General features: G+C 58.7%; 17 protein-coding genes and 1 tRNA gene. 11 read left to right on the forward strand and 7 right to left on the reverse strand.

The window, feature by feature from the left end; translation table 11 throughout:
• Window positions 1–174 precede the first annotated feature (174 nt).
• From HBN54_RS04480 to HBN54_RS04505, 6 genes are all read right to left on the reverse strand, one after another.
• Entirely contained in the window at window positions 175–1,182 is a 1,008-nt protein-coding gene (locus HBN54_RS04480; RefSeq protein WP_168671957.1) for an MBL fold metallo-hydrolase, read from the reverse strand.
• A 335-nt stretch (window positions 1,183–1,517) separates the two neighbouring features.
• Window positions 1,518–2,153, reverse strand: a complete 636-nt coding sequence (locus tag HBN54_RS04485; protein ID WP_168671958.1) for a hypothetical protein — start codon at window positions 2,151–2,153, stop codon at window positions 1,518–1,520.
• A complete protein-coding gene (locus HBN54_RS04490; RefSeq protein ID WP_168671959.1) occupies window positions 2,153–2,983 on the reverse strand; it encodes a metallophosphoesterase family protein in 831 nt (276 codons plus the stop codon). The genes HBN54_RS04485 and HBN54_RS04490 overlap by 1 nt, the downstream gene beginning before the upstream one ends.
• Before the next feature lie 226 nt (window positions 2,984–3,209).
• Window positions 3,210–4,052 carry a maleylpyruvate isomerase N-terminal domain-containing protein gene (locus HBN54_RS04495; protein ID WP_168671960.1) on the reverse strand — a complete coding sequence of 281 codons (843 nt, stop codon included), beginning with the start codon at window positions 4,050–4,052 and terminating at the stop codon, window positions 3,210–3,212.
• 389 nt (window positions 4,053–4,441) lie between these two features.
• Window positions 4,442–4,966, reverse strand: coding sequence for a hypothetical protein (locus HBN54_RS04500; protein WP_168671961.1), 525 nt, complete (start codon window positions 4,964–4,966; stop codon window positions 4,442–4,444).
• Window positions 4,966–6,105: a cystathionine gamma-synthase gene (locus HBN54_RS04505; RefSeq protein WP_168671962.1), complete on the reverse strand. Its 1,140-nt coding sequence runs from the start codon at window positions 6,103–6,105 to the stop codon at window positions 4,966–4,968. Before HBN54_RS04505 ends, HBN54_RS04500 begins: the two co-directional genes overlap by 1 nt.
• Before the next feature lie 154 nt (window positions 6,106–6,259).
• On the opposite strand from HBN54_RS04505, the gene HBN54_RS04510 reads away from it, so the two are divergent.
• The 11 genes from HBN54_RS04510 (at window position 6,260) to HBN54_RS04560 (ending at window position 19,030) form a co-directional block, all read left to right on the forward strand.
• Window positions 6,260–7,204 carry a DUF2167 domain-containing protein gene (locus HBN54_RS04510; RefSeq protein WP_168671963.1) on the forward strand — a complete coding sequence of 315 codons (945 nt, stop codon included), beginning with the start codon at window positions 6,260–6,262 and terminating at the stop codon, window positions 7,202–7,204.
• Window positions 7,205–7,284: 80 nt separating this feature from the next.
• Complete coding sequence (locus HBN54_RS04515; protein WP_168671964.1) at window positions 7,285–8,001, forward strand: TVP38/TMEM64 family protein; 717 nt, start codon at window positions 7,285–7,287, stop codon at window positions 7,999–8,001.
• A gap of 123 nt (window positions 8,002–8,124) precedes the next feature.
• Window positions 8,125–8,198 (forward strand) — tRNA-Arg (locus tag HBN54_RS04520).
• A gap of 210 nt (window positions 8,199–8,408) precedes the next feature.
• Window positions 8,409–8,690, forward strand: coding sequence for a helix-turn-helix domain-containing protein (locus tag HBN54_RS04525; RefSeq protein WP_168671965.1), 282 nt, complete (start codon window positions 8,409–8,411; stop codon window positions 8,688–8,690).
• Between the two features lie 1,143 nt (window positions 8,691–9,833).
• The gene (locus HBN54_RS04530) at window positions 9,834–10,058 is read left to right on the forward strand and encodes a hypothetical protein (protein WP_168671966.1); all 225 of its coding nucleotides are present in this window, start codon (window positions 9,834–9,836) and stop codon (window positions 10,056–10,058) included.
• Window positions 10,030–11,709: a hypothetical protein gene (locus HBN54_RS04535; RefSeq protein WP_168671967.1), complete on the forward strand. Its 1,680-nt coding sequence runs from the start codon at window positions 10,030–10,032 to the stop codon at window positions 11,707–11,709. The genes HBN54_RS04530 and HBN54_RS04535 overlap by 29 nt, the downstream gene beginning before the upstream one ends.
• 34 nt (window positions 11,710–11,743) lie before the next feature.
• Window positions 11,744–12,127: a hypothetical protein gene (locus HBN54_RS04540; RefSeq protein WP_168671968.1), complete on the forward strand. Its 384-nt coding sequence runs from the start codon at window positions 11,744–11,746 to the stop codon at window positions 12,125–12,127.
• Window positions 12,128–12,273: 146 nt separating this feature from the next.
• Complete coding sequence (locus tag HBN54_RS04545; RefSeq protein ID WP_168671969.1) at window positions 12,274–16,167, forward strand: type IIG restriction enzyme/methyltransferase; 3,894 nt, start codon at window positions 12,274–12,276, stop codon at window positions 16,165–16,167.
• Complete coding sequence (locus tag HBN54_RS04550; RefSeq protein WP_168671970.1) at window positions 16,164–16,445, forward strand: hypothetical protein; 282 nt, start codon at window positions 16,164–16,166, stop codon at window positions 16,443–16,445. The genes HBN54_RS04545 and HBN54_RS04550 overlap by 4 nt, the downstream gene beginning before the upstream one ends.
• 253 nt (window positions 16,446–16,698) lie before the next feature.
• Window positions 16,699–18,141: a tyrosine-type recombinase/integrase gene (locus tag HBN54_RS04555; protein ID WP_168671971.1), complete on the forward strand. Its 1,443-nt coding sequence runs from the start codon at window positions 16,699–16,701 to the stop codon at window positions 18,139–18,141.
• Between the two features lie 451 nt (window positions 18,142–18,592).
• On the forward strand, window positions 18,593–19,030 hold the full coding sequence (locus HBN54_RS04560) for a hypothetical protein (RefSeq protein ID WP_168671972.1): 438 nt from the start codon (window positions 18,593–18,595) through the stop codon (window positions 19,028–19,030).
• 96 nt (window positions 19,031–19,126) lie between these two features.
• Here HBN54_RS04560 and HBN54_RS04565 read toward each other — a convergent pair whose 3' ends face one another.
• A complete protein-coding gene (locus HBN54_RS04565) occupies window positions 19,127–19,444 on the reverse strand; it encodes a hypothetical protein (protein WP_168671973.1) in 318 nt (105 codons plus the stop codon).
• Window positions 19,445–19,992: the final 548 nt, after the last annotated feature.

Consider the following 19,992-nt stretch of genomic DNA (forward strand, 5'->3'; position numbering starts at 1 on the left):
AATTGTTTTTCGCATGCGTCCGATAATCCGAAAATCATGTCATGCAGAGCTTGCAAAGTGCTTTGTCACGGTTGAATAGCCACGTTCAAATACGTTCCAGCCGTGATAAGGTCCTTCGCAAGCTCAGGATGACAAACGCTAAAAAGACCAACATCACCAGCTGCTGGGGCTGCACTATCGCTCCCACCACTGCGAGTTGAGCGGGCCGGCGGCCACATCTACGCGCTGGCCGGGGGCGGGCAGCAGCAGCGGCACTTCGGGTCCGGCGGCTTCGAGCAGGCGTTGCACGGGCTGCCGCCAGGCATGAAAGGCCAGGTTGAACGTGCCCCAGTGCAGTGGCAGCAGCGGGCCGCCGCCCAGCAGCCGGTGGGCCGTCAGGGCATGGTCGGGGCCCATATGAATATCGGCCCACTCAGGGTCGGCAGCGCCGATTTCCAGCATCGTCAAATCGAACGGTCCGTAGGCCTCCCCTATCTGCCGGAAGCCTTCTTCGAAGGGGCCGGAATCACCGCCAAAAAACACTTTGTGCGTGGGCCCAAGCAGGCACCACGAGGCCCAGAGCGTATTGTTGCTGGTGAGGCCCCGACCCGAGAAATGGCGGGCCGGCGTGGCCACCAGCGCGAAATCATCGCCCAGCCGGGCCGATTCCCACCAGCTCAGCTCGGTGATGCTGGCGGCGGGCATGCCCCAGCGGCGCAGGTGCGCGCCCACGCCCAGCGGGCAGAAAAAAGGCACGCCCGTGCGCCCCAGCACCCGAATGGCGGCGGGGTCGAGGTGGTCGTAATGGTCGTGCGAGAGGACGACGGCATCCAGCTTCGGCAGCTTATCCAAAGCCAGCGGCGGGGCGAAAAACCGCTTCGGCCCCACCAGCTGCGAGGGAGACACCCGCTCACTCCACACGGGGTCGGTGAGGATGCGGCGGCCATCGATTTCGAGCAGCATGCTGCTGTGGCCCAGCCAGGTGGCGCGCAGGGCCGTGGCCGGCACGGGGGCCGCCAGGGCAGCAACATCGGCCCGGAAAGGACCAAGGGGCTTTTGGGGCTCCCGCTCGGCCTTTTCAAACAACCAGCGCTTCAGAAGCGCGCCGTAGCCGGAGGGCGGACCAACACGCGTGGGCACGGCGTTCTGGTAAATTTTGCCGATGCGAACGGCTTGCAGGCGGGCGGAGGCTACTGGTTTCATCGGGAGCGCAGACGCAGCAGCGGCCGCAATGTTTGATGAAGCATTGGAAAGCTGCGCTAGAGGTAAGAGCCCCGAGCGTGCTTTCGCCGAGTCGTTGCGCCGGTCTGACCGCCCTAGGCGGTCTGACCGGTTGACGTGAGCACGATTTCAGCCGCAAAACAACCGGTCTGACCGGTTGAAGTGGGTACGACTTCAGCCGCACACCAACCGGTCGGACCTGTTGACATGAGCACGATTTCACCCCTACGACAACCGGTCAGACCGCCTAGGGCGGTCAGACCGGTGCAACGACGCTGGGAAAGCATGGCCTGAAGATTCTGCCTTTACGGGCGCGGCTAAAAATCGGCTTTTATGCCCAGTGCCAGCGTCAGCAGCTGGCCGAAGCCCAGGCCGCCGTTGCGGTTGTTTAGGTAGCTGGCCAGATACAAGTCGTTGCTGCCCAGCTCATAGTACAACGAGATTTTGCGCGGCTGGCCGGTGGCCGCCACGGGCGGGGCCAGAAACGTGACGCGGCTGCCCAGCAGCGGCCCGTAACGGGTATCGGTCGAAAACCAGTAGTAGTCGCTGGCGTACTGGCCCTTCAGCTCGTCGTTGATGGTGCCGTGGGTGTAGCTAAAATAGGCGCCCACAGTGAGCGGCACCACCTGGAATTTATCGCCCACCGGCAGGTGGAAGGGCGAATACATAAACTTCAACGAAGCCAGGCTCAGCGTGGAGCCGGCGTAATACTTCGGCACGTAGCCGATAAGAATATCGGTTTCGAGGTGGGTTTTCGAGAATTCGTAGCCGGCCCCGGCGGCTACCATGCCCAGGCCGCCACCGGTTTGCAGGGCCAGGTGGGCGGGGCGGTACCAGGGCCGCTCTACGCGACGGGCGGCGGGGGGAATACGGACGGCGGCGGTATCGGGCGGGGTAGCGAAGGCCGGAACACCAGCAACCAGCAACAGGGCGGAGAGCAGGAGCTTTTTCATTAGAACTTGACGCGTTTGATGCGAAACTGCTTGTCGCCCCACACGGTGACTACCAGGTAGTGCCGCTCCGAAAAAGCGTCAGAATTAACGTAAGTCACGCCGTCATTATAGGGCTGCGTGATGCTGTAGGAATGGTTGTGGCCGTTCATCTCGAACACCAGGTTCGGGGCTTCGTGCAGGGCCTGCACGTAGGGCGCACGCAGGGCGGGGTCGAAGTCATCGTTGGTGGGCGGTACGTGCGAAATCACCACCTGGCGGCGGGCCCCATCGAAGTTGGCCAGCTGGGGTTTCAGCCAGGCCATGTCGGGGGCGGTGCCGTCGAAGTTGTACTCGCGGCCGTTGGTGTCCACCATGATGAACTTGGTGTTGCCGTACACAAACGAATAGTTGAAAGCCCCGAAAATGTGCTGGTAGGTGGGCCGGCCATTGCCCACCAAATCGTGGTTGCCGATAACCGTGACGTAGGGCACCGTGAGGCGGCGCAGCTTCTCATCCACCCACTGCATTTCGCGGGCCAGGCCGAAATCGGAAATGTCGCCGGCCACCACCAGGAAAGAGATGCCGGGCTGCTGGTTCACGCTGGCCACCAGGGCCTCAGCCTCGTCGTAGAACTGCTGCGAGTCGCCGGTGAAGATGAAGCGCAGCGAATCACCAGCCGCGAGGGGCCGGGCTTGCAGCTTGGCCAGATTCTTTTCGGTGAGGTTGGTGAATTCTTCGGGGACGCGGTGGTCGTTGGGGCTGAACTCAATCAGGTTACAACCGGCTAATCCCAGCAGTGCAATGCCGGGCAGCACGCGCCTCCAGCGGCGCAGATTAGTAAGGGGAAGCATAACGATAAAACCGGCTCAGGGCCGGCCAATAAAAACAGAATTAACACAGAATCATCTTTAAACCGATTCTTCCGGGCTAGGGTTGGGCATTAATGCGCTTTTAATATGCCCTACCGGGTTCCTGCGCTGTAGCAGCAGCGCGGGCGAGCAGGCCGCATCCTCCACGCCCTCACCGATGGTGGAAGAGGCGCTCAACGCCAGAAACAACTCACCGGACTGCTTTCCCCTACCCCATCACGGCCACCATGCGCAGGGCGGCCAGGGCCAGGCCCTCATCACCGGCTACCTGGGCCCGTTCCCGGGCATCCAGTGCGCTCAGGCCTTTGGTGAACAGCTGCCAGGCATCGGCCGGGGCCAGCGCGACGGTGGTGGCCGGGGTGGCGGCCCCGGGCGGCTGCAGCTGCCAGCCTTCAGCCGTGCGGGCCAGCTCCCAGAGCCCGCCCGCATTGCCTGTGACGGCCACCTGGACCAGCCTGCCCACCGGCGCCGCTACTGCCCGGTACGCGTGCGGCAGGCCCCGCATCATTGTTTCGATAAAGGGCTGGAAAAGCGCGGGCTGCATCAGCGGGGCGGTCTGGCCCACGGCGGCGCGGATTTGCTGCTGGTGGTGCCATTTCTCGGTGTATTCGCGGGCCAGGTGGAACCAGTTCAGCGACGTGCTTTCGCCGGCCCAGGCCACTGCAAAAGCGGCCGGGGCCCACGGGTCAAGCGTGTTCAGATAGGCTGTGTATTCGCGGCCCGACTGCGCCAGCAGCTCAATCAGCACCGCCGGACTGAGGCGGCGGGCGGCTCGCACCCAGTCGGCATTCAGCCGGTTGAGGTAGGCCACGATGCCGGCGTAGCTGGCATCGGCCGGGGCTTCGCCAAAATGACTATCGCGCAGCATGGAGAGCGTGCGCAGATTGCCATCGAGCAGGTGCGCGGCCACGTCCTGCACCGTCCACTCGCGGGCCAGGGTGGGGCGCTGCCAGTCGGCGGGCGTCAGGCTCTGCAGCAGCTCCAGCAGCAGGCGGTCCAGCTCCGGGAAGAGCGGCAGGGTGATGATGGGGATGGGTTGGTTGGGCAGCATTTTTTCCTGGACGATAACCTTAAACGGTAAAAAAGTACGTCATGCCGGGCGTAGCCGAGGTAAGACGTACTTTTTTTACTCAAATTACCCAATAGCCCGGGCCAAATCGGCCATCAAGTCCTCGGCATCCGCGATGCCTGTGCCCAAGCGGATGAGCGGGCACACAACACAAGCGCTACTAGCATAGAACTTACGCACTTCCAGCCCCAGCGGGGCGATATATCGGTAGTATGCATTGGATAGTGTAACGTTAAAGCCCCGTAGGGGCGACACTCGCCAAGTGATTCAACGAGTGTCGCCCCTACGGAGCTTCTTTTTCAACGTCAGCTAGTTACTACCGACATGTCGCCCCGCTGGGGCTGAAAGTGCGTAAGTCCTATAGCAGTTGGTCACCAAGGCATTTTCAGCGCGTCCTGCCATTTGGTAAACGCCCCGAACGGCACTTTGGCCCGGCCGTAGCTCAGGGTACCGCCGGGAATGGCATGGGCAGCACCATCCAGCTCTCGGAAAGCCGTTTTCGCCGGGGCATCGCTCAGGCCAAAATTCAGGGCTGGAAACGCGGTAAAATTCTTGCCGCCCGGCCCACCCATGAGGTAAACGCCCGTGAGTCTCCACCCGGCGCCCGTGCGCACGGCCCGGATTTTCATCTGTTCGGCCAGCAGCTCGCCCTCCGCCAGCACCCGAGTTGTGAGCAGGCCGCGCACCGGGTCCAGCGTGTCCGGCACGAAGCCGTTGTTTACCAGATACGTGCGCAAGCCGGCCAGTACCGAATCGGGCCGGGCGGCAGTTTGCACCAATATCAGGTTGGCCCGGCTGGTGGGCCCGGCGGGGGCTGGGGCGGGCTGCTGGGCCGCCGCCAGAAGCGCCAGCCCCAGCAGCCCACCCAGGGCGGCCGCAATTGAACAATTCTGCATTACCCGATGGCCTGGGCCAAATCGGCAATCAAATCCTCGGCATCCTCGATGCCCACGCTCAGGCGGATGAGCGAGTCCGAGAGGCCCGACTTGCGGCGCTGCTCAGCCGGAATGCTGGCGTGCGTCATGGTAGCGGGGTGGCCCGAAAGGCTTTCCACGCCGCCCAGGCTTTCGGCCAGGGTGAAGTACTGGAATTTCTCCAGCACGGCGATGGCATCCTCCTGCTTATCACCCTTCAGGATGAAGGAAAGCATGCCGCCAAAATCGCGCATCTGCTTGGCAGCGATGGCGTGGTTGGGGTGGTTTTCGAAGCCGGGCCAGTATACCTTCTCCACTTTGGGATGCTGGCGCAGGTACTCGGCCACGGCGCGGCCGTTTTCGCAGTGCCGCTGCATGCGGATGTGCAGGGTTTTGAGGCCGCGCAGCACCAGGAAGCAGTCCTGGGGGCCGGGCGTGCCGCCACAGGCATTCTGGTAGAAGCTCAGGCGCTCGTGCAGCTCATCGTCGTTCACCACCAGGGCACCCATCACGGTGTCGGAGTGGCCAGCCATGTACTTGGTCAGCGAGTACATCACGATATCCGCGCCCAAATCCATTGGCGTTTGCAGGTAGGGCGTGCTGAAGGTGTTATCCACGGCCAGCAGGGCGCCGCACTCCTTGGCCACAGCCGAGGCAGCGGCAATGTCGATGATGTTGAGCAGCGGGTTGGTGGGGGTTTCCACCCAAATCAGCTTGGTTTTCTCACTCACCACGGCGCGTACGGCCTCCATGTCGTGCATGGGCACGAAGTGGAATTTGATGCCGTAGGGCTCGTACACTTTGGTGAAGAGGCGGTAGCTGCCGCCGTACAGGTCATTGGTCGAAATCACCTCATCGCCGGGTTTGAGCAGCTTCATCACGCAGTCGATGGCAGCCATGCCGGAAGCGAAGGCGATGCCGTGCTTGCCATTGTCGAGCGCCGCTACAGCAGCCTGCAGCTGCGAGCGGGTGGGGTTGTGCGTGCGCGAGTACTCGAAGCCCATGTTCTTGCCGGGCGACGTTTGCACGTAGGTCGAAGTCTGGTAGATGGGCGTCATGATGGCCCCGGTGGCGGGGTCCGGGTGCACGCCGGCGTGAATGGCTTTGGTGGCGAATTTCATGGGTGGGCTGTAGAAGTTGAGCGGCCGGATGGGCCGGCGGCAAAGGTCGGCGATTAATCGGAAACGGCCCCGGTTGCTGGTTCGCCGGCCGTGCCTATCTTGCCTGCTGATTTTTTCAATTCCTTTCATTTTCACCCCTTTCCCCTGCTCCTGCATGAAGCATTTTCTACTCGCGCTGGCTACCCTGGCGCTCCCCCTGGCGGCCCAGGCCACGCCCAAACCCCTGCTCACGGCTGCCGACTCGGCTGCCCACCGCACCTTTATCATCGACTCGCTGCACCACGCCCTGCACTACCAGCAGGGCCACGTCACGCTGCCCGGCGGCATCAGCGAGCTGGAGGTGCCCAGCGGTTTCCGCTACCTCGACTCGGCCCAAAGCCGCACGGTGCTCACCCGCTACTGGCACAACCCCGACGGCACCTCGCTGGGCATGCTGTTTCCCAGCAAGATGAATCCGCTGGATGAGAATAGCTGGGCCTACGTCATCGAATACGACCCTTCGGGCCATGTGAAGGACGACGATGCCGACGACATCAACTACGACGACCTGCTGAAGGAAATGCGCGAGGACATGGTGGACGCCAACAAGGAGCGCACCGCCGCCGGCTACGAGCCCGTGGCGCTGGTGGGCTGGGCCTCTTCGCCCTACTACGACAAAACCACGCACACCCTGCACTGGGCCAAAACCCTGAACTTCGGCAACAGCCCCGATAACACGCTGAACTACAACGTGCGCGTGCTAGGCCGCAAGGGCGTGCTCATTCTGAACGCCGTGGGTTCCGAGCAGCAGCTGGGCGACATCAAGGCCAGCATTCCGGGGCTACTCAGCGCCGTGAGCTTCGCCAAGGGCCAGCAGTACACCGACTTCAACTCCGGCCTCGACGAGGTGGCCGCCTACGGTATCGGCGGGCTCATTGCGGGCAAAGTACTGGCCAAAGTGGGCCTGTTTGCCGTCATATTGAAGTTCTGGAAGCTGGGCCTGTTGGCGCTCAGCGGGGCCTGGGCGGGCATCAAACGCTTCTTCACCGGCAAAAAGCTGGCCCCCGCCGGCGGCCCCGCCCCCGACGACGAGCCCACTGAAGAAACCCCCGAGGCGTAAATTTTTCGGCGCTCCCGGGCTTTCCACCGTACTTGCAGGCCGAAGCCCCGTTGCCAACTGGCGGGGTTTCGGCCTTCCTTATGTTCCGACTGCTGCGCGAGCTTTTCCAGAAAAACTTCTCCACGCTCTTCACAATGTTCCTGCTGGTGGCCGTGCCCCTGCTGGGTTCGGCTTCGCTGCTCACGCTGCTTTACGAAAAGCAGGATTTGCTGGAGCACCTCAGCGCGGGGCAGGCGCTGCTGTATTTCGTGGTTATTGCCTTCACCATGGCCTTTGCCCTCACGCCTACCACGTTCGTGGCCATTATCACGGGCTACTATTTTGGGTGGGCGGGGCTGCCGGGCATGGTGCTGGCCTACGCGCTGGCGGCCGCCATCGGCTACGAGCTAGCCAAGCGGCTCGACCACGGCAAGCTGCGCCACTTCCTGCACCTGTTTCCCAAGGCCGAAGCCGTGCTGGGCGAACTGCAAAACCAAAGCTGGCAGCTTATCCTGCTCACGCGCCTCTCGCCCGTGCTGCCGTTTGCCCTCATGACGTTTATCCTGGCCATTGTGGGCGTGCCGCGCAAGCGCTTCCTGGCCGCGTCGGTGCTGGGCATGCTGCCGCGCAGCCTGTTTTTCTACTGGCTGGGCACGAAAGCCTCCGACGTGCTGGCCCTGTTGAAGGACCCCGACGAAGGCACTCTCAGCAAGCTGGTGCTGGTGGGGCTGGTGGCGGCCTCGCTATTCGGCCTCTATTTTGTCTTCAACCAGGCTTTGAATCGGGTATTACGCCAGGGCGGCACCGGAAATCAATAAAAATCTCCGGCTGATTATTAGCCACTTGCTGCCATCGGCGCATTTTTATTGAGGAAAAATGGACGCGTGGTTTGCACAGGCGCTTTTTATCCTCTTACCTTTGTGCTCCCAACACGGGAAAAGGGTTGTGTAGCTCAATTGGATAGAGCATCTGACTACGAATCAGAAGGTTTAAGGTTCGACTCCTTACACGACCACGAAAAACCCCCTCAGCTTCTTGCTGAGGGGGTTTTTTATTGCTCTAGTATGCAATGAGTATGCAGGGCTGCTAAGTGGGACTTGTAGGGCGCTAAACTCCGCTATTTCCCAACGATGCTCCCTCTTGCAAAATATTTTTGGAGAAAGCAGCGGCAACTTCAAACTTTCCGAAAATGAGGTGCTATAAGCGTCAAAACCATTCGACGCATATGAACATCAACCTGTCGCCCGCCGAGGTGAACGCCATCGCCGACCAAATCAGCGCCTCCGTCCTTGCACGGGTAACCGCTGCCATGCAACAAGCTGCGAAAACCTCGCCCGCGCTAGGGCAGCTCACCGTGAAAGAGGTAGCGGACCAACTTCAAGTTTCGGAGAAAACCATCCACAAGTACCTGAACGAAGGTAAGCTGCGGGGTAGCAACCTGGGGACCTGTGAGAGACCGACCTGGCGTATCAGCCAGCTCGCAATTCAAAATTTCTTGGATTCATGACCTCGTCGTTCTCATGCCCCGTAATCTTAGCCGCGATGGCTGCACCAGAGCTCCAACATGAAGGTGGTCGCGTGCGCGAACCCGGGTGCGCAATCGCCTTATATCGTATTTACCCAATATTAAGTACATGAGCCGGTGGGGCGCTCACCTTGGCTTCAACCAGCGCCTTCCCAGCTTCGTGGGCATTGACTTTATAATCTTTGGGGAAAGGCTTCGTTCAAAGCACCACTATTGATTCTTGGTATCTAACCTTCCCCCTTGACTTTCTAGCTCTTGGGACGCTGTAGCTCGGCTTCAACTAGTGTTGTTCCGGTTGTTTCTTGCTGCTGTGGAGACGTCCACTCCGCGTATGGGCATTGAGCTTCACCCACCCGAACCATTACCAACATGTCAACGCCAGTACGCCTGTGGGAGGAATTAAGCACCGGGCAGGTATGCACCCAAAATTGGTGCACCGAGTGCTTTGATTTTCAAAACGCTATACTCGGCATCATTTGGTGGGAGCCTGGGCAAGGCGCGAGGGGGGACCTACGATGTACCGCCTGCGGCTTTATCCAATTACAGAACACCGACGTGGAGAGAGCCCAGCTCCCCAGCGGGACAATGCTCTACCCGGTCTACCTAAAAGAATTCCCCGAGACGCACGCTACGAGCCCGACCATGCTCTTGGGGGGAACTTCATTGTCTGCCGTTCAGCGCACTGCGCAGTATTTAGAAGAATGTAGCGCCCTTCTTGAAATCGGCGACAGCCCTGTGGACAATCGCACCAAATGGTAAGTCGAGCATGATACGCAGCATCCTCTCGAACCTGCCCCAGGCAACGCCTTTCGATTCACCTCTACTACAATATCAACGCGAGGAGCTGAAATAAGGACCTACGCCCACCAGCAAAAAGTGCACGGGTATACTGTTTCCTCTTTCCTCCCTTTCCCCTCCTTGCCCCTATTTCGACTCGGGGTGCTGACCCAATTGTCGAAATATATTTCTTCATAAGTCCCCATTTTATTCCCACATCATCATTTTATTCCCACATCCTTCTGAGGAAAAAAATTATAAACCTTTTGTATTTTTTGGCTAAAAGGGGCAAATGCAAGGAAGGGAACGCTCCCTTCCGCATATATAATAGAAACATTATATCCAGCCATGCCCCAGGTTTTTTCACCCATCCAATTTTTCCACGATAACGAGGAGTACGTTTCCAGAGCGCAAATCATCCGGGGATTCGCCATCCCAGCGACGTGCCTGCAACGGTTACTTGCACATGCGCTCATCAAGAAAGTGGTGGACGGCAACAAGTTCTTCTTCCGCCTTCACGACGTCGAGCGCGCACTCGCAGCGCATGTCCGTCATCACCGGGCTCAGAAGTAAAGTGAGCATGATGCGGACTACTTCGACCCCCTCCCCCAGGTTTGCTTTCAAGCACCGCAAGCACGTGCTCGGCAGAACTTTTTTTCTTCCGCCCCTACTCGACGTCCCTGCTCTCAATCTTATTTTGACCGGGCAAGGCGAGTGCGAGAAATCCATCCAGGGCGTGTTACTACTCTACTCCTACCTGATAACTCACCGGAACGTGAGAGCCGAGGACGTAGACGACGAGAAATTTTTGCACCGACCGCTCACCAACTATATGCAGGTCCGGCGCGAGCGCATGCGCTCGTGGCTTGGGGTCAACTACTCGAAGGTCGTAGGAAAACTACTTGAACACGGCTACTTGGAGGTCAAGTTGGAGACGGGCACGGGCAAGATAATGTATGGTGGAGCTTATTGTCACTGGCAGTCCTCTGCCGGCGATAAAGGCGGTGGCGAGTGCAAGCAGTACCGCATCCCAGCTCACCTACTGGAGGAAAACAGGCTTTATAAGCAGTACAAAGCCAAGGACTCTGTTCTACTCGATAACAAAATAGCTGCCGCACGCCCGAGCTACGCCTACCGTGAAAAATACAGGGAGTACGTGAAGGGAAAGATGGAAGAAGTCGTGCTCCTGGACACGCCCGCGTGTCGCGTCGCCGTCCAAGCGCTCTACGACCGCCAGAGCATAAAGTACCCGCCGAGCACCTTCATCACGCTGTTCAACGAGAACCCATTCCGCGCCACTTTAGTGTGTGATTTTGGGCACCGGCTGCACGACCAGGTAGTCAACCTTCCTAAATCGTTGCGCCCCTTCCTGCGCTTCAAAAACGACCTCGACACCGAAGTGGTCGTGGTGGATATGACCAATTCACAGCCGTTTTTTCTCAGCGCCGCTACCCCAGCGCTCATCCGCGAGTTCACCCCAGAGTGCGGTACAGCGATTCCATTTTTTGAAGACATGGGGGCGGCGGAGAACTACCTTTTATTCAAGCAGAAAGCCCAACAGGGGCAGGTGTACGAGCTGCTGCGTGACAGGTACAACGAAAAGTACAGGGGCGAGCGCGGCTTCGTACCAGTCACCCGCGACGATGCCAAACTGATATGCTACATCGCATTTTTCAGCAACTACAAGTTCCGGGACGCCGCCGCCCCGATTAGCACCACGCTGGACAGCCTGGAAGCGGCGGAGGCTCGCATCCTCTCGGAAGAACTCCGGGCTGCCTCTGCTACCAAGCAATTTGAGCTGCGGAGCAGGACGTTCAACGGTGGTGCGTGCCCGGTTGCGTGGGGGCGGTATGACCATGCCCAGGACCGGCACCGCAAAGCCCTCCACCGACCGGCAAAACTGCGCGAGACCATATTCAAAAAGCAAGCCTACGACTTGGTCAAGAGCGAGTTTGCCGATTTGCACACCCTGTTCCGAAAGATTAAAAGCTTATCCTGGGACTTCAACCCGGGCAAACGCCACGCAAACAATGCTCTGCTAGCGCAAAGGCTGGAGAGTTCTATCATGTACTGCTGCGTGGTAAAAGGGCTAGTAGAGGCGGGCATTACCGATTTGGTGACCATCCACGATGCCGTGCTCGTCAAGAAACCCCAAGAAGAAGAAGTGCGCAAAATATTCCTACATGAGCTGGGAAAACTAAACCTCTTCCCTCAACTAAATTAAATGCGCCCTGCGCTGCAAAAATCATCGCCACCCTATGCAAAAAATTGACGCCCTATCCGACTTAATCACGGTTTTATCCGAATACGTGGACAAGACCATCGACGGAGCCATCCATGTCCACCCGCCCCACACCAAGTCGAGCCCGGACGTCGTGCAGCTATCCATAGACGTGGGCTACGGGTATGACGAATTTTCCGGACTCCTTGATAAAGCCCTGTTTGAGCAACACAAAGATGCCTTCGACTATGCTGAGCCGGTCTTTAACGGAGAATCCGGGTATTATCATGGGCTGTCGCAGCGCGTGGTCGATGAACTCGAACGGCGAGAATTCGCCGCCGCTCGCCTGCGAAAACTTCTCGCTCTCGGAGGCTCAGCATCAACGCCCAGCAACGGGGCGTGGTCAGCCCTTGAATCCTAGACCTGCGCACCAGCGCACGCGTCCACAGGAGCAAGACCAGCTCGGGGCGCATCTAAAAAGTAAGCATCCTAATGGTGTGGGCTTTGCCCATACCTACAACCGGTCCACTTGCAGGAGGAAACGCGATGGGCGTAAATTGCACTGATATGAAGTTGAAAGAGCAGCTGCCCTCGCAGGCATTGGACTTAGCCTACCGCCGCCATAACCTTACCACGGCGCAACGTGATGCCTTCCGCGCAGCAAGGCTGGAACTACTTGATGAGCTCCCCAATTTGAAGGGGGAGGATGGGCTGCCCGAGAGCATCAGGAGGTTCCTTTGCAAGGTCGGCTTCGACGAGGGCAAGCACTACATCCACTCCGAGCAGCCACGGGATTTGGTCATGCGCAACGGTCCCAAGCCCTCGGACTCGGTGGGCGTGTTGCTCGAACTGAAGCACAAAAAGAACCCCGGCGAGATGGTCCTGGTGGAGGACCTGAACCGCAAAGCCCTGCACGAACTCATCCTGTACTACTTGGAGGACAGGGAGTCGGGCAAGGGTGATGACCTGCGCCGCCTCGTCATCACCACCGGATACAAATGGTTCATCTTCGACGCGCTTGTGTTCGACCGTGTGTTCGCCCGCAACACGCAGGTCAAGAAATTATTCCGGGATTTCAAGGACAAGAAGAAGGCATCGCGCACCAACGACTACTTCTACAAAAAGCTCAAGGACCTGCTTCCGACTCTTAGCGAAGAGATACCCTTTACCTACGTGGACCTCGAACACGAGGTCGGCGAGGCACGAGCATTGGGGTGGCTGACAAAGCTGTTTTCTCCTCCCCACCTACTAAAGGAGGCATTTGCCGCTGACGCGAATACCCTCAACCAGAGCTTCTACGTCGAACTCCTGTACCTGCTCGGGCTGGAGGAGGTCAAGACGACCAAGGGTCGGTTCATATCCCGGTGCGCGTCCAAAAACCGGCAGCTGGGCTCTTTGATGGAAAACACCATCATGCAGCTCGAAGCCGAAGATGGGTTGACCAACCTCACCACGGACGAGCGCGAGGCGTACGGCGAGACGGAAGCCGAACAGCTCGAAGCTACTGCCCTGGAGCTATGCTTGACTTGGATTAACCGCTTCCTTTTCCTTAAACTGCTCGAAGGACAGCTTCGTCGGTACCACCCCGAAAGCCAAGAGGTTTTTCGGTTCATGAGCTCCAAACAACTGCCCGAGTACGACCACGTCAACAAGCTGTTTTTCCGGGTCCTGAACCGCCCCGTAGTCGGACGGCACGACTCTGTCCGGGCGCAGTATGACCGGGTGCCATACTTGAACAGCTCGTTGTTTGAGAACAGTTTTCTGGAGCGCCGCCTGCTGCGCATCAGCAACCTCGACGACCACATTGCCCTGCCCTTGCACCCGCGCTCGGTACTGCGCGAAACCTATGGCACGCGTGGCGAAGGTGCCCCCGATGCGCTGCGGTACCTACTTGATTTCTTCGACGCCTACGACTTCGCCTCCGATGGCAACACCGAGGAAGGAGGTATGGGCAACGACAACCGTCAGCTAATATCCGCAGCCGTCCTGGGTTTGATTTTTGAAAAAATCAATGGCTACAAGGAAGGCTCGGTGTATACCCCGGGCTTCGTGACCATGCACATGTGCCGGCAGACGTTACGGAAAGCCGTGGTAGCTCACTTTAATAACCACTACGAGTACGGGGCTAGAAATATTGCCGAACTAGCCGACCGCCTCGACCCAAAGAATCGCCTTCACGATAGCACGCTGTTCAACCAGCTTCGAATATGCGACCCGGCAGTTGGTTCGGGACACTTCTTGGTGTCCGCTCTCAACGAGTTGCTGGCTATCAAAGCCGAGCTCCGGCTGCTACTTGATGACTCCGACGACCACAGGCGCCTACGCTACCGGCTCACGGTGGCGCGGGATGAGTTGGTGGTGCAGCACGAAGACACCGACGATTTGGTTCAATACACCGCCAAGCTCGGGGCGGGTGGCAAGCGCACGGTGCCCGTCGAGCACGACCGCCTGCAACGCGCCCTGTTCCGCGAGAAGCGTGCCCTGATGGAGCACTGCTTGTTCGGCGTGGACATCAACCCCAACTCGGTGCGCATCTGCCGGCTACGCTTATGGATTGAGCTGCTGAAGCACGCGTACTACCGCCCCGATACCGATTTTCAAGAGCTGGAGACCCTGCCAAATCTCGACTTGAACGTGCGGGTGGGCAACTCCCTGCTAGCGCGTTTTCCTCTCCAGGAAGACCTGTCCGAAGTGTTCAAGGACTTCTCCATGCAGGCGTATAGGGACACAGTCACAGCGTACTTCAGCGCCCAGGGTAGGAAAGCGAAGCAAGACCTTCAGGAAGTACTGGGGCAGCTTCGGCAAAAGTTCACCACGGCGATACACAAGCGCGACCCTTTGCGGAAGCAAATCAATAAGCACCAAAACGAACGCATCGCGCTGGAGCACCAGCACTTTATCATCCCCGAGACCCCCAAGCAAAAAGACGCCCGCCTCGTTGAGATGCGCCGCCTGGAAATATATCTCGAGCGGCTGAGAAAAGACCTGACCGAGCGGGAACAAGGGCTGCTGTACCGGGCAGCCTTCGAATGGCGCTTCGAGTTCCCCGAGGTGTTGGACGACAACGGCGACTTTCGTGGCTTTGACGTCGTGCTCGGCAACCCGCCGTACATCCGCCAAGGGGAATTGGAGGCAAAATTCAAACAGCACCTCGCGAAATCGTACCAAGTCACCGAGGGCAAAGCCGACCTGTACGTGTACTTCATCGAGCAAGGCATGCGGTTGCTACGCCCCAACGGGTTACTCACGCTCATCGTCAAGAACAAATGGCTGCGAGCCAGTTATGGCAAGCCCCTGCGCCAATTCCTCAGCAAGCGCAACATTCTCCGGTTGGTGGACTTTGGCGACCTACCCGTTTTCCCAGATGCCATCGCATACCCGCTCATCCTAGTAGCGCAAAACACGCCGATGGAAGATGAGCATACTGTCTGGGTTGCAGAGATGGAGCGCCTGCCCGCCCCCGAGGATTTCGGCGCGGAGCTGCGCGCCGCAACACGCCCATTGCCCTCCCGTTACCTCAGCGCCGACCGCAGCCGCTGGCTCCTTGCTTTACCCAAGGAGCAGGACCTGCTGGACCGACTTGATTCGGCTGGAGGCACGCTGGGCGACGCTATCGGCGATAAAATTTTTCGTGGGATTGTAACCGGTTTGAATGATGCCTTCGTCATCGACGCCGAGACCCGTGCCCGGCTACTAGATGCTGACCCTTGCTCCGGCGAAGTCATCCGCATTTTCGCCGAGGGGAAGGACTTGAAGCATTACCAGCCCGTACCCCAGGAGCAATTCCTCATAGTCCTCGGCAAGGGGTGGACGAAACTCAAGCTGGGCTGGACCCTAGACCACAAGGGCAAGTGGAAAAAGCCCGCCAAGGAGAACTTCCCGTCCCCGTGGGCAGCGCTGGAAACCACCTACCCCGCAATCGCCGCTCACCTCCTCCCTTTCGAGAAGCCGGCAATGAAGCGTGGAGATAAAGGCGACTATTGGTGGGAGCTACGGGCGTGTGACTACTACCCCGAGTTCGAGAAGCCCAAAATCCTCTTGCCCGACATCACGCCGGTGCCGACCTTCCTCCCGGACAACCAAGCTACCTACCTCACCAACAGCGCCTACTTTATTGCATCCGACAGCCTATTCTTGGTGGGCATCTTGAACTCCCGCGTTGCCGGCTTCTACTTCGACCACACCCTCGCAAATGTTCGGGGTGGCTACCTACGCTTCTTCGCGCAGGACCTGAGCCCGTTTCCCCTGCCATTTTCCCTAGCTGCCGACCGGGAGCCCATCGTTGAGCGTGTCCGTGAGATAGTCACCGCTCGCGCCGGCGCCTCGACTGCGGACATCAGTGTGCTCGAAGCCGAAATCGATGCCCTCGTCGCCGACCTTTACAAGATGACTCCGGAGGAAAAGGATATGGTCGGCATCGGCAAGGCAAAGGTTGTCGCCACGCCCGTAGCTGCCCCATGAGCCGCCCCGAGTTGGACACCATGCGCCTCGAAGACGCCGATGCCGAACAAAAGGCATGGGAGGATTTGTGCGCCTGGGTGCAGCAGCACGCGAAGTTCATCCGCATCAGCCAGGTGGCGCTCATGGCGGGCATGAGCGTCGAAATGGCGCAGGCGCTTCTGCTACGTGACCGGGACAAGACGCGCATTCCTCGCACCTCTCAACGGCTCGAAGCTCTCCTGGACGTGTTTACACGTCCCCCCTTTGGTTACGTCTCGCACGTCCACGAGGAAAAATAAGGTTTATTTGCTTGGAGCTAGGCTATCTCCAAGCAAATTTGTATCTTTGTGAGTAGGCGCTACTTGAGCTAGCATGCGGTGCATATAGGCGGAGGCAACAGGGGCGTTCGGCACCCGATGGAAAATTATTTCCTGAAAAGTCGGCGAGATTTCAAACTTTCCGATTTGGGAATCCTATAAGCGGCGAAATCGTGAAATGACGCCTCCATTAGGCGCGTGGTCACGTCCTCCTAACCACTTTTAGCACCCCAGCATGGACACCAAAACGTATTTAGCCGCCCGCAACCCTAGCCGTGGGAGCGTCACCATTTACGCGGAATATTCCCACAACCGAAAGATAAAGAGGGTCCCTACGGGGGTACGTGTAGCGCAAGCCCGCTGGGACAACACGACCCGGAGCGTGGTGGGGACGGGCGCAACCGCCGCCAACAGGAAAGCCCAAGAGGTGCTGGAACTGCTCAAACAGCAAGTCCGGGAGCTATATCTCGCCAACGGCAACGTCTACCCGAGCGTTGAGCAGCTCACGCGGCATCAGCTCAAAGGGGCAGAGGTAGCACAGGTAGTAGCAAAGGAGTTACCGTTGACAAAGGTGCTCACGGCGTGGATGGCAACGAAGGAAGATTGGGCACTGAGCACCCGTCGTAACTTCAACACGCTGCTCTACAATATCAAGGACTTCGAGCGCGCCCATAAGTCGACATGGTACCTGTCGTCGTTGCAGACTGCGGATGTACGTATTTGGCAACAATGGCTGAAAAAAGCCAAGCAGGGAAAGGAACAACAAGGGTACAACGACGCGACCCTGCACAAGCGGGTGCGGCTGCTCCGTCAGTTTTTACGCCAACGCCCGGCACCGGGCGTGAACCTTGCCGACGATGGCACAAAGGCGCTGCATGCCGTAATGCAGACCACCCCGTTCGTGCTGAGCCAGGAGATGCTGGACGCCATCGAGGCGCTGCCCTTGCCACCCCTATCACGCCTGGATAAAATCAGGGACGTCCTCGTCCTACAAGCTTTTTGCGGACTTCGTTGGAGCGACATGAGCCGTCTGGAAAGCCGATTTGTTTCGGGTGACTTCATCAGTTTGCCAATGCGGAAGAGCGCGGCGAAAGCCGTGAAGGTTCACGTCCCCTTGTTTCGCCAAGCGCGGCAGGTGCTGGCTAAATACACCAGCGACGGCAAGCTGGACTTACCCTTCTTCTCCGAGCAGGAGTTCAACCGGGGCATCAAGGACGTCTGCCAGCTCGTCGAGTTACTTCACGAAGACTACACCCAGGACTACCGCCTTCACGGCAAGGCAATGGAGCGCACCAAACCCAAATGGAAGTTTGTGACGTCCCACACCCTGCGACGCTCATTCGTTTCGCTGTGCCTGGACAAAAAATTCGCAGTGAAGGAGGTCATGAGCTGGAGCGGTCACAGTTCCTTGGCGGCATTTCAGCGCTACGTCGGCGCCACTGCCCAGCGCCCGGGCAGCATCGCCGAGTTTGACCAGCGTTGGGAGGCAGACCGGACGAGTACGAGCACGCCAGCGGCGACACCAGAGCCCCTAACCGTTGAGGGCTTACTCAGCGGCAAGATGGGTCTACCCATCAGTGAAGAGTTGAAACAGGCGTTGGCGCAGTATGCAGGTAGTATGCAACCCCAGCAAACGGCAGCCGACTCCAACGCCTTCGCCTCGTTGCATCACCAGTAAACAAGCGAAAAAGTCGGCACTAGCATACTCCAGCCTCTTTTAGCAGAACATCCGCCTCTCCTTACACGACCACGAAAGAGGCCCTTTACGCTATCGTAAAGGGCCTTTTTGTTTTCCAAGGGTACACGTAGGGGTACACGGCTGCACTTTTTCGGCCGGTATCGGCCAGCGCGGCCGAGGTTCCCCAGCGGTCTGTTTATCTTTGTTTCAGCCCGAAAGGTTGTAGTTGCCAGCTCTACCAAACGGCAAAAGCCCCGCGTTCCTTAATCGAGGGTGTGGGGCTTTTCATGCTGATTGTACAAGGCTGGGCCGCACTCGGACGTTTAATAAGAGAACAAGATGCAGCAGGCGTTTCAGGGGAAGTGGTAGAACGCGTCAGTGGACGAGGCCGTATGGTTGTGGTACGCTATTTGAAAGCGCAATTCATTCCTTATTCTTTTCCTAGATAATCATGCAAAACTTCCTGAAAAATACCGCCGTTTCCCTCTTGTTTCTTGCCTTGACCGCAGGCGCCACAACCGCACGCGCACAGAACCGCATTGAAGGTGCCGTGCAGCAGGGCCAGGGCGCGTACGTGCAAAAAAGCACCCGTACGGAATGCATCACGAATTCTTTGCTGGGCCTTAACGGCCTCAATTGCCTGACGATGACGCAGGAAAAATTCATGGTCACGCCCTCAGGCAACGCCATGTCCGTGTGGCAGGGCACCGTGCCCGTAGAATCCCGCCCCGCCCAACGCTTGGTCAAGAATGCGACATGGACGGAAAGCAACAACGATGGGGTTACCCGCACCTATAATACGGAGGCGGTTACCATGCCCGATGGCTCGATTAAGCTCACCCTGACTGACAAGCAGAACGGCAAGGGCAGCACCAAAGGCAAACGCTAATCTTTTTTCGGCATTAACGTAGTCTCTTACCGATAACAAAAATCCTCGCGTTCCTCATTCGAGGGCGCGGGGATTTTTCGTGCTGGCAGCTTTAAGTTAATTCAGCATCTTGGCAGCGTTGCGGGTGTTGGCTGCCCGTTGCTCACGGGTGCCGTCAATATGCTTTACTGGCCCGCGTTCCTGTTCAGCCGTTAGAGACGTGCACTGCAGCTTTGGAATAATGAACTCAGCCAGCTTCACGTAAGCATCGATGAAGTCTTTTCCGGTCAGGCTATCGAAGTGGGCGGCCAGCTTTTCGGCGTTGGCCCCAGCCAGGACGGCGGCAATAGCTACGCGGGCGGCGGCCGTGGCTTTGTTGGCGCTGCCTAGTGGGCGGCCGGTGGGGTTTCCGCTGGTTCCGATTTTGTAGGGCATTGGAGTAGGCTTGAATGGTGTTAGGATGGGCCGGCGTGCGGCTGCCGCTCACCTGCAAGCCCTGGAACTGGGCGCGGCGGTGGGTTTCATGCTGCCACACAATGGGCGTTTCCTCCACCAGATGCGGGTACTCGGCTTCGATTTTGCTCAGGCGGCGCTCCAGTTCCGGGAGCGTCACCAGTGTCACAAGGGCTGGGTTGAGATGTATGGTTGTGAGTTCGTGCAGGTCGCGCCAGTACGGCTTTTTGGCGGAGGCCGCCGGCACAACGGGGTCGGTGTTGAGGTGCATGAGATGTGGGGTAATGGTGAACTGGTAGGAAAAGAGGGGGGGGCAGCACCTGCGCGGGCAGCACATCAAGGGGAATCACGTAGCCGGGCAGGCCGGCCCGCACTAGGTCGATGAGCCAAGGCAAGTGGATTTTGCGGTACTGGCGTATGGCCGTGAGCTGCGCCGAAGTGGCTTCGTAGCCGCTGCACGCCAGCGTATCGATGGCTGTGGTGGGCAGGTCTTCGCACACCAGCGCCATGAGTTGGAAGTACTTCTGCCG

Source organism: Hymenobacter artigasi, from assembly GCF_012275535.1.
In the GTDB taxonomy this organism is placed as follows: domain Bacteria; phylum Bacteroidota; class Bacteroidia; order Cytophagales; family Hymenobacteraceae; genus Hymenobacter; species Hymenobacter artigasi.

What these genes read in the sequence shown, in the direction of transcription:
- HBN54_RS04480 (WP_168671957.1), bottom strand. Translation starts at nt 1,182, where the DNA reads ATGAAACCAGTAGCCTCCGCCCGCCTGCAAGCCGTTCGCATCGGCAAA.
- HBN54_RS04485 (WP_168671958.1), bottom strand. Translation starts at nt 2,153, where the DNA reads ATGAAAAAGCTCCTGCTCTCCGCCCTGTTGCTGGTTGCTGGTGTTCCG.
- HBN54_RS04490 (WP_168671959.1), bottom strand. Translation starts at nt 2,983, where the DNA reads ATGCTTCCCCTTACTAATCTGCGCCGCTGGAGGCGCGTGCTGCCCGGC.
- HBN54_RS04495 (WP_168671960.1), bottom strand. Translation starts at nt 4,052, where the DNA reads ATGCTGCCCAACCAACCCATCCCCATCATCACCCTGCCGCTCTTCCCG.
- HBN54_RS04500 (WP_168671961.1), bottom strand. Translation starts at nt 4,966, where the DNA reads ATGCAGAATTGTTCAATTGCGGCCGCCCTGGGTGGGCTGCTGGGGCTG.
- HBN54_RS04505 (WP_168671962.1), bottom strand. Translation starts at nt 6,105, where the DNA reads ATGAAATTCGCCACCAAAGCCATTCACGCCGGCGTGCACCCGGACCCC.
- HBN54_RS04510 (WP_168671963.1), top strand. Translation starts at nt 6,260, where the DNA reads ATGAAGCATTTTCTACTCGCGCTGGCTACCCTGGCGCTCCCCCTGGCG.
- HBN54_RS04515 (WP_168671964.1), top strand. Translation starts at nt 7,285, where the DNA reads ATGTTCCGACTGCTGCGCGAGCTTTTCCAGAAAAACTTCTCCACGCTC.
- HBN54_RS04525 (WP_168671965.1), top strand. Translation starts at nt 8,409, where the DNA reads ATGAACATCAACCTGTCGCCCGCCGAGGTGAACGCCATCGCCGACCAA.
- HBN54_RS04530 (WP_168671966.1), top strand. Translation starts at nt 9,834, where the DNA reads ATGCCCCAGGTTTTTTCACCCATCCAATTTTTCCACGATAACGAGGAG.
- HBN54_RS04535 (WP_168671967.1), top strand. Translation starts at nt 10,030, where the DNA reads ATGTCCGTCATCACCGGGCTCAGAAGTAAAGTGAGCATGATGCGGACT.
- HBN54_RS04540 (WP_168671968.1), top strand. Translation starts at nt 11,744, where the DNA reads ATGCAAAAAATTGACGCCCTATCCGACTTAATCACGGTTTTATCCGAA.
- HBN54_RS04545 (WP_168671969.1), top strand. Translation starts at nt 12,274, where the DNA reads ATGAAGTTGAAAGAGCAGCTGCCCTCGCAGGCATTGGACTTAGCCTAC.
- HBN54_RS04550 (WP_168671970.1), top strand. Translation starts at nt 16,164, where the DNA reads ATGAGCCGCCCCGAGTTGGACACCATGCGCCTCGAAGACGCCGATGCC.
- HBN54_RS04555 (WP_168671971.1), top strand. Translation starts at nt 16,699, where the DNA reads ATGGACACCAAAACGTATTTAGCCGCCCGCAACCCTAGCCGTGGGAGC.
- HBN54_RS04560 (WP_168671972.1), top strand. Translation starts at nt 18,593, where the DNA reads ATGCAAAACTTCCTGAAAAATACCGCCGTTTCCCTCTTGTTTCTTGCC.
- HBN54_RS04565 (WP_168671973.1), bottom strand. Translation starts at nt 19,444, where the DNA reads ATGCCCTACAAAATCGGAACCAGCGGAAACCCCACCGGCCGCCCACTA.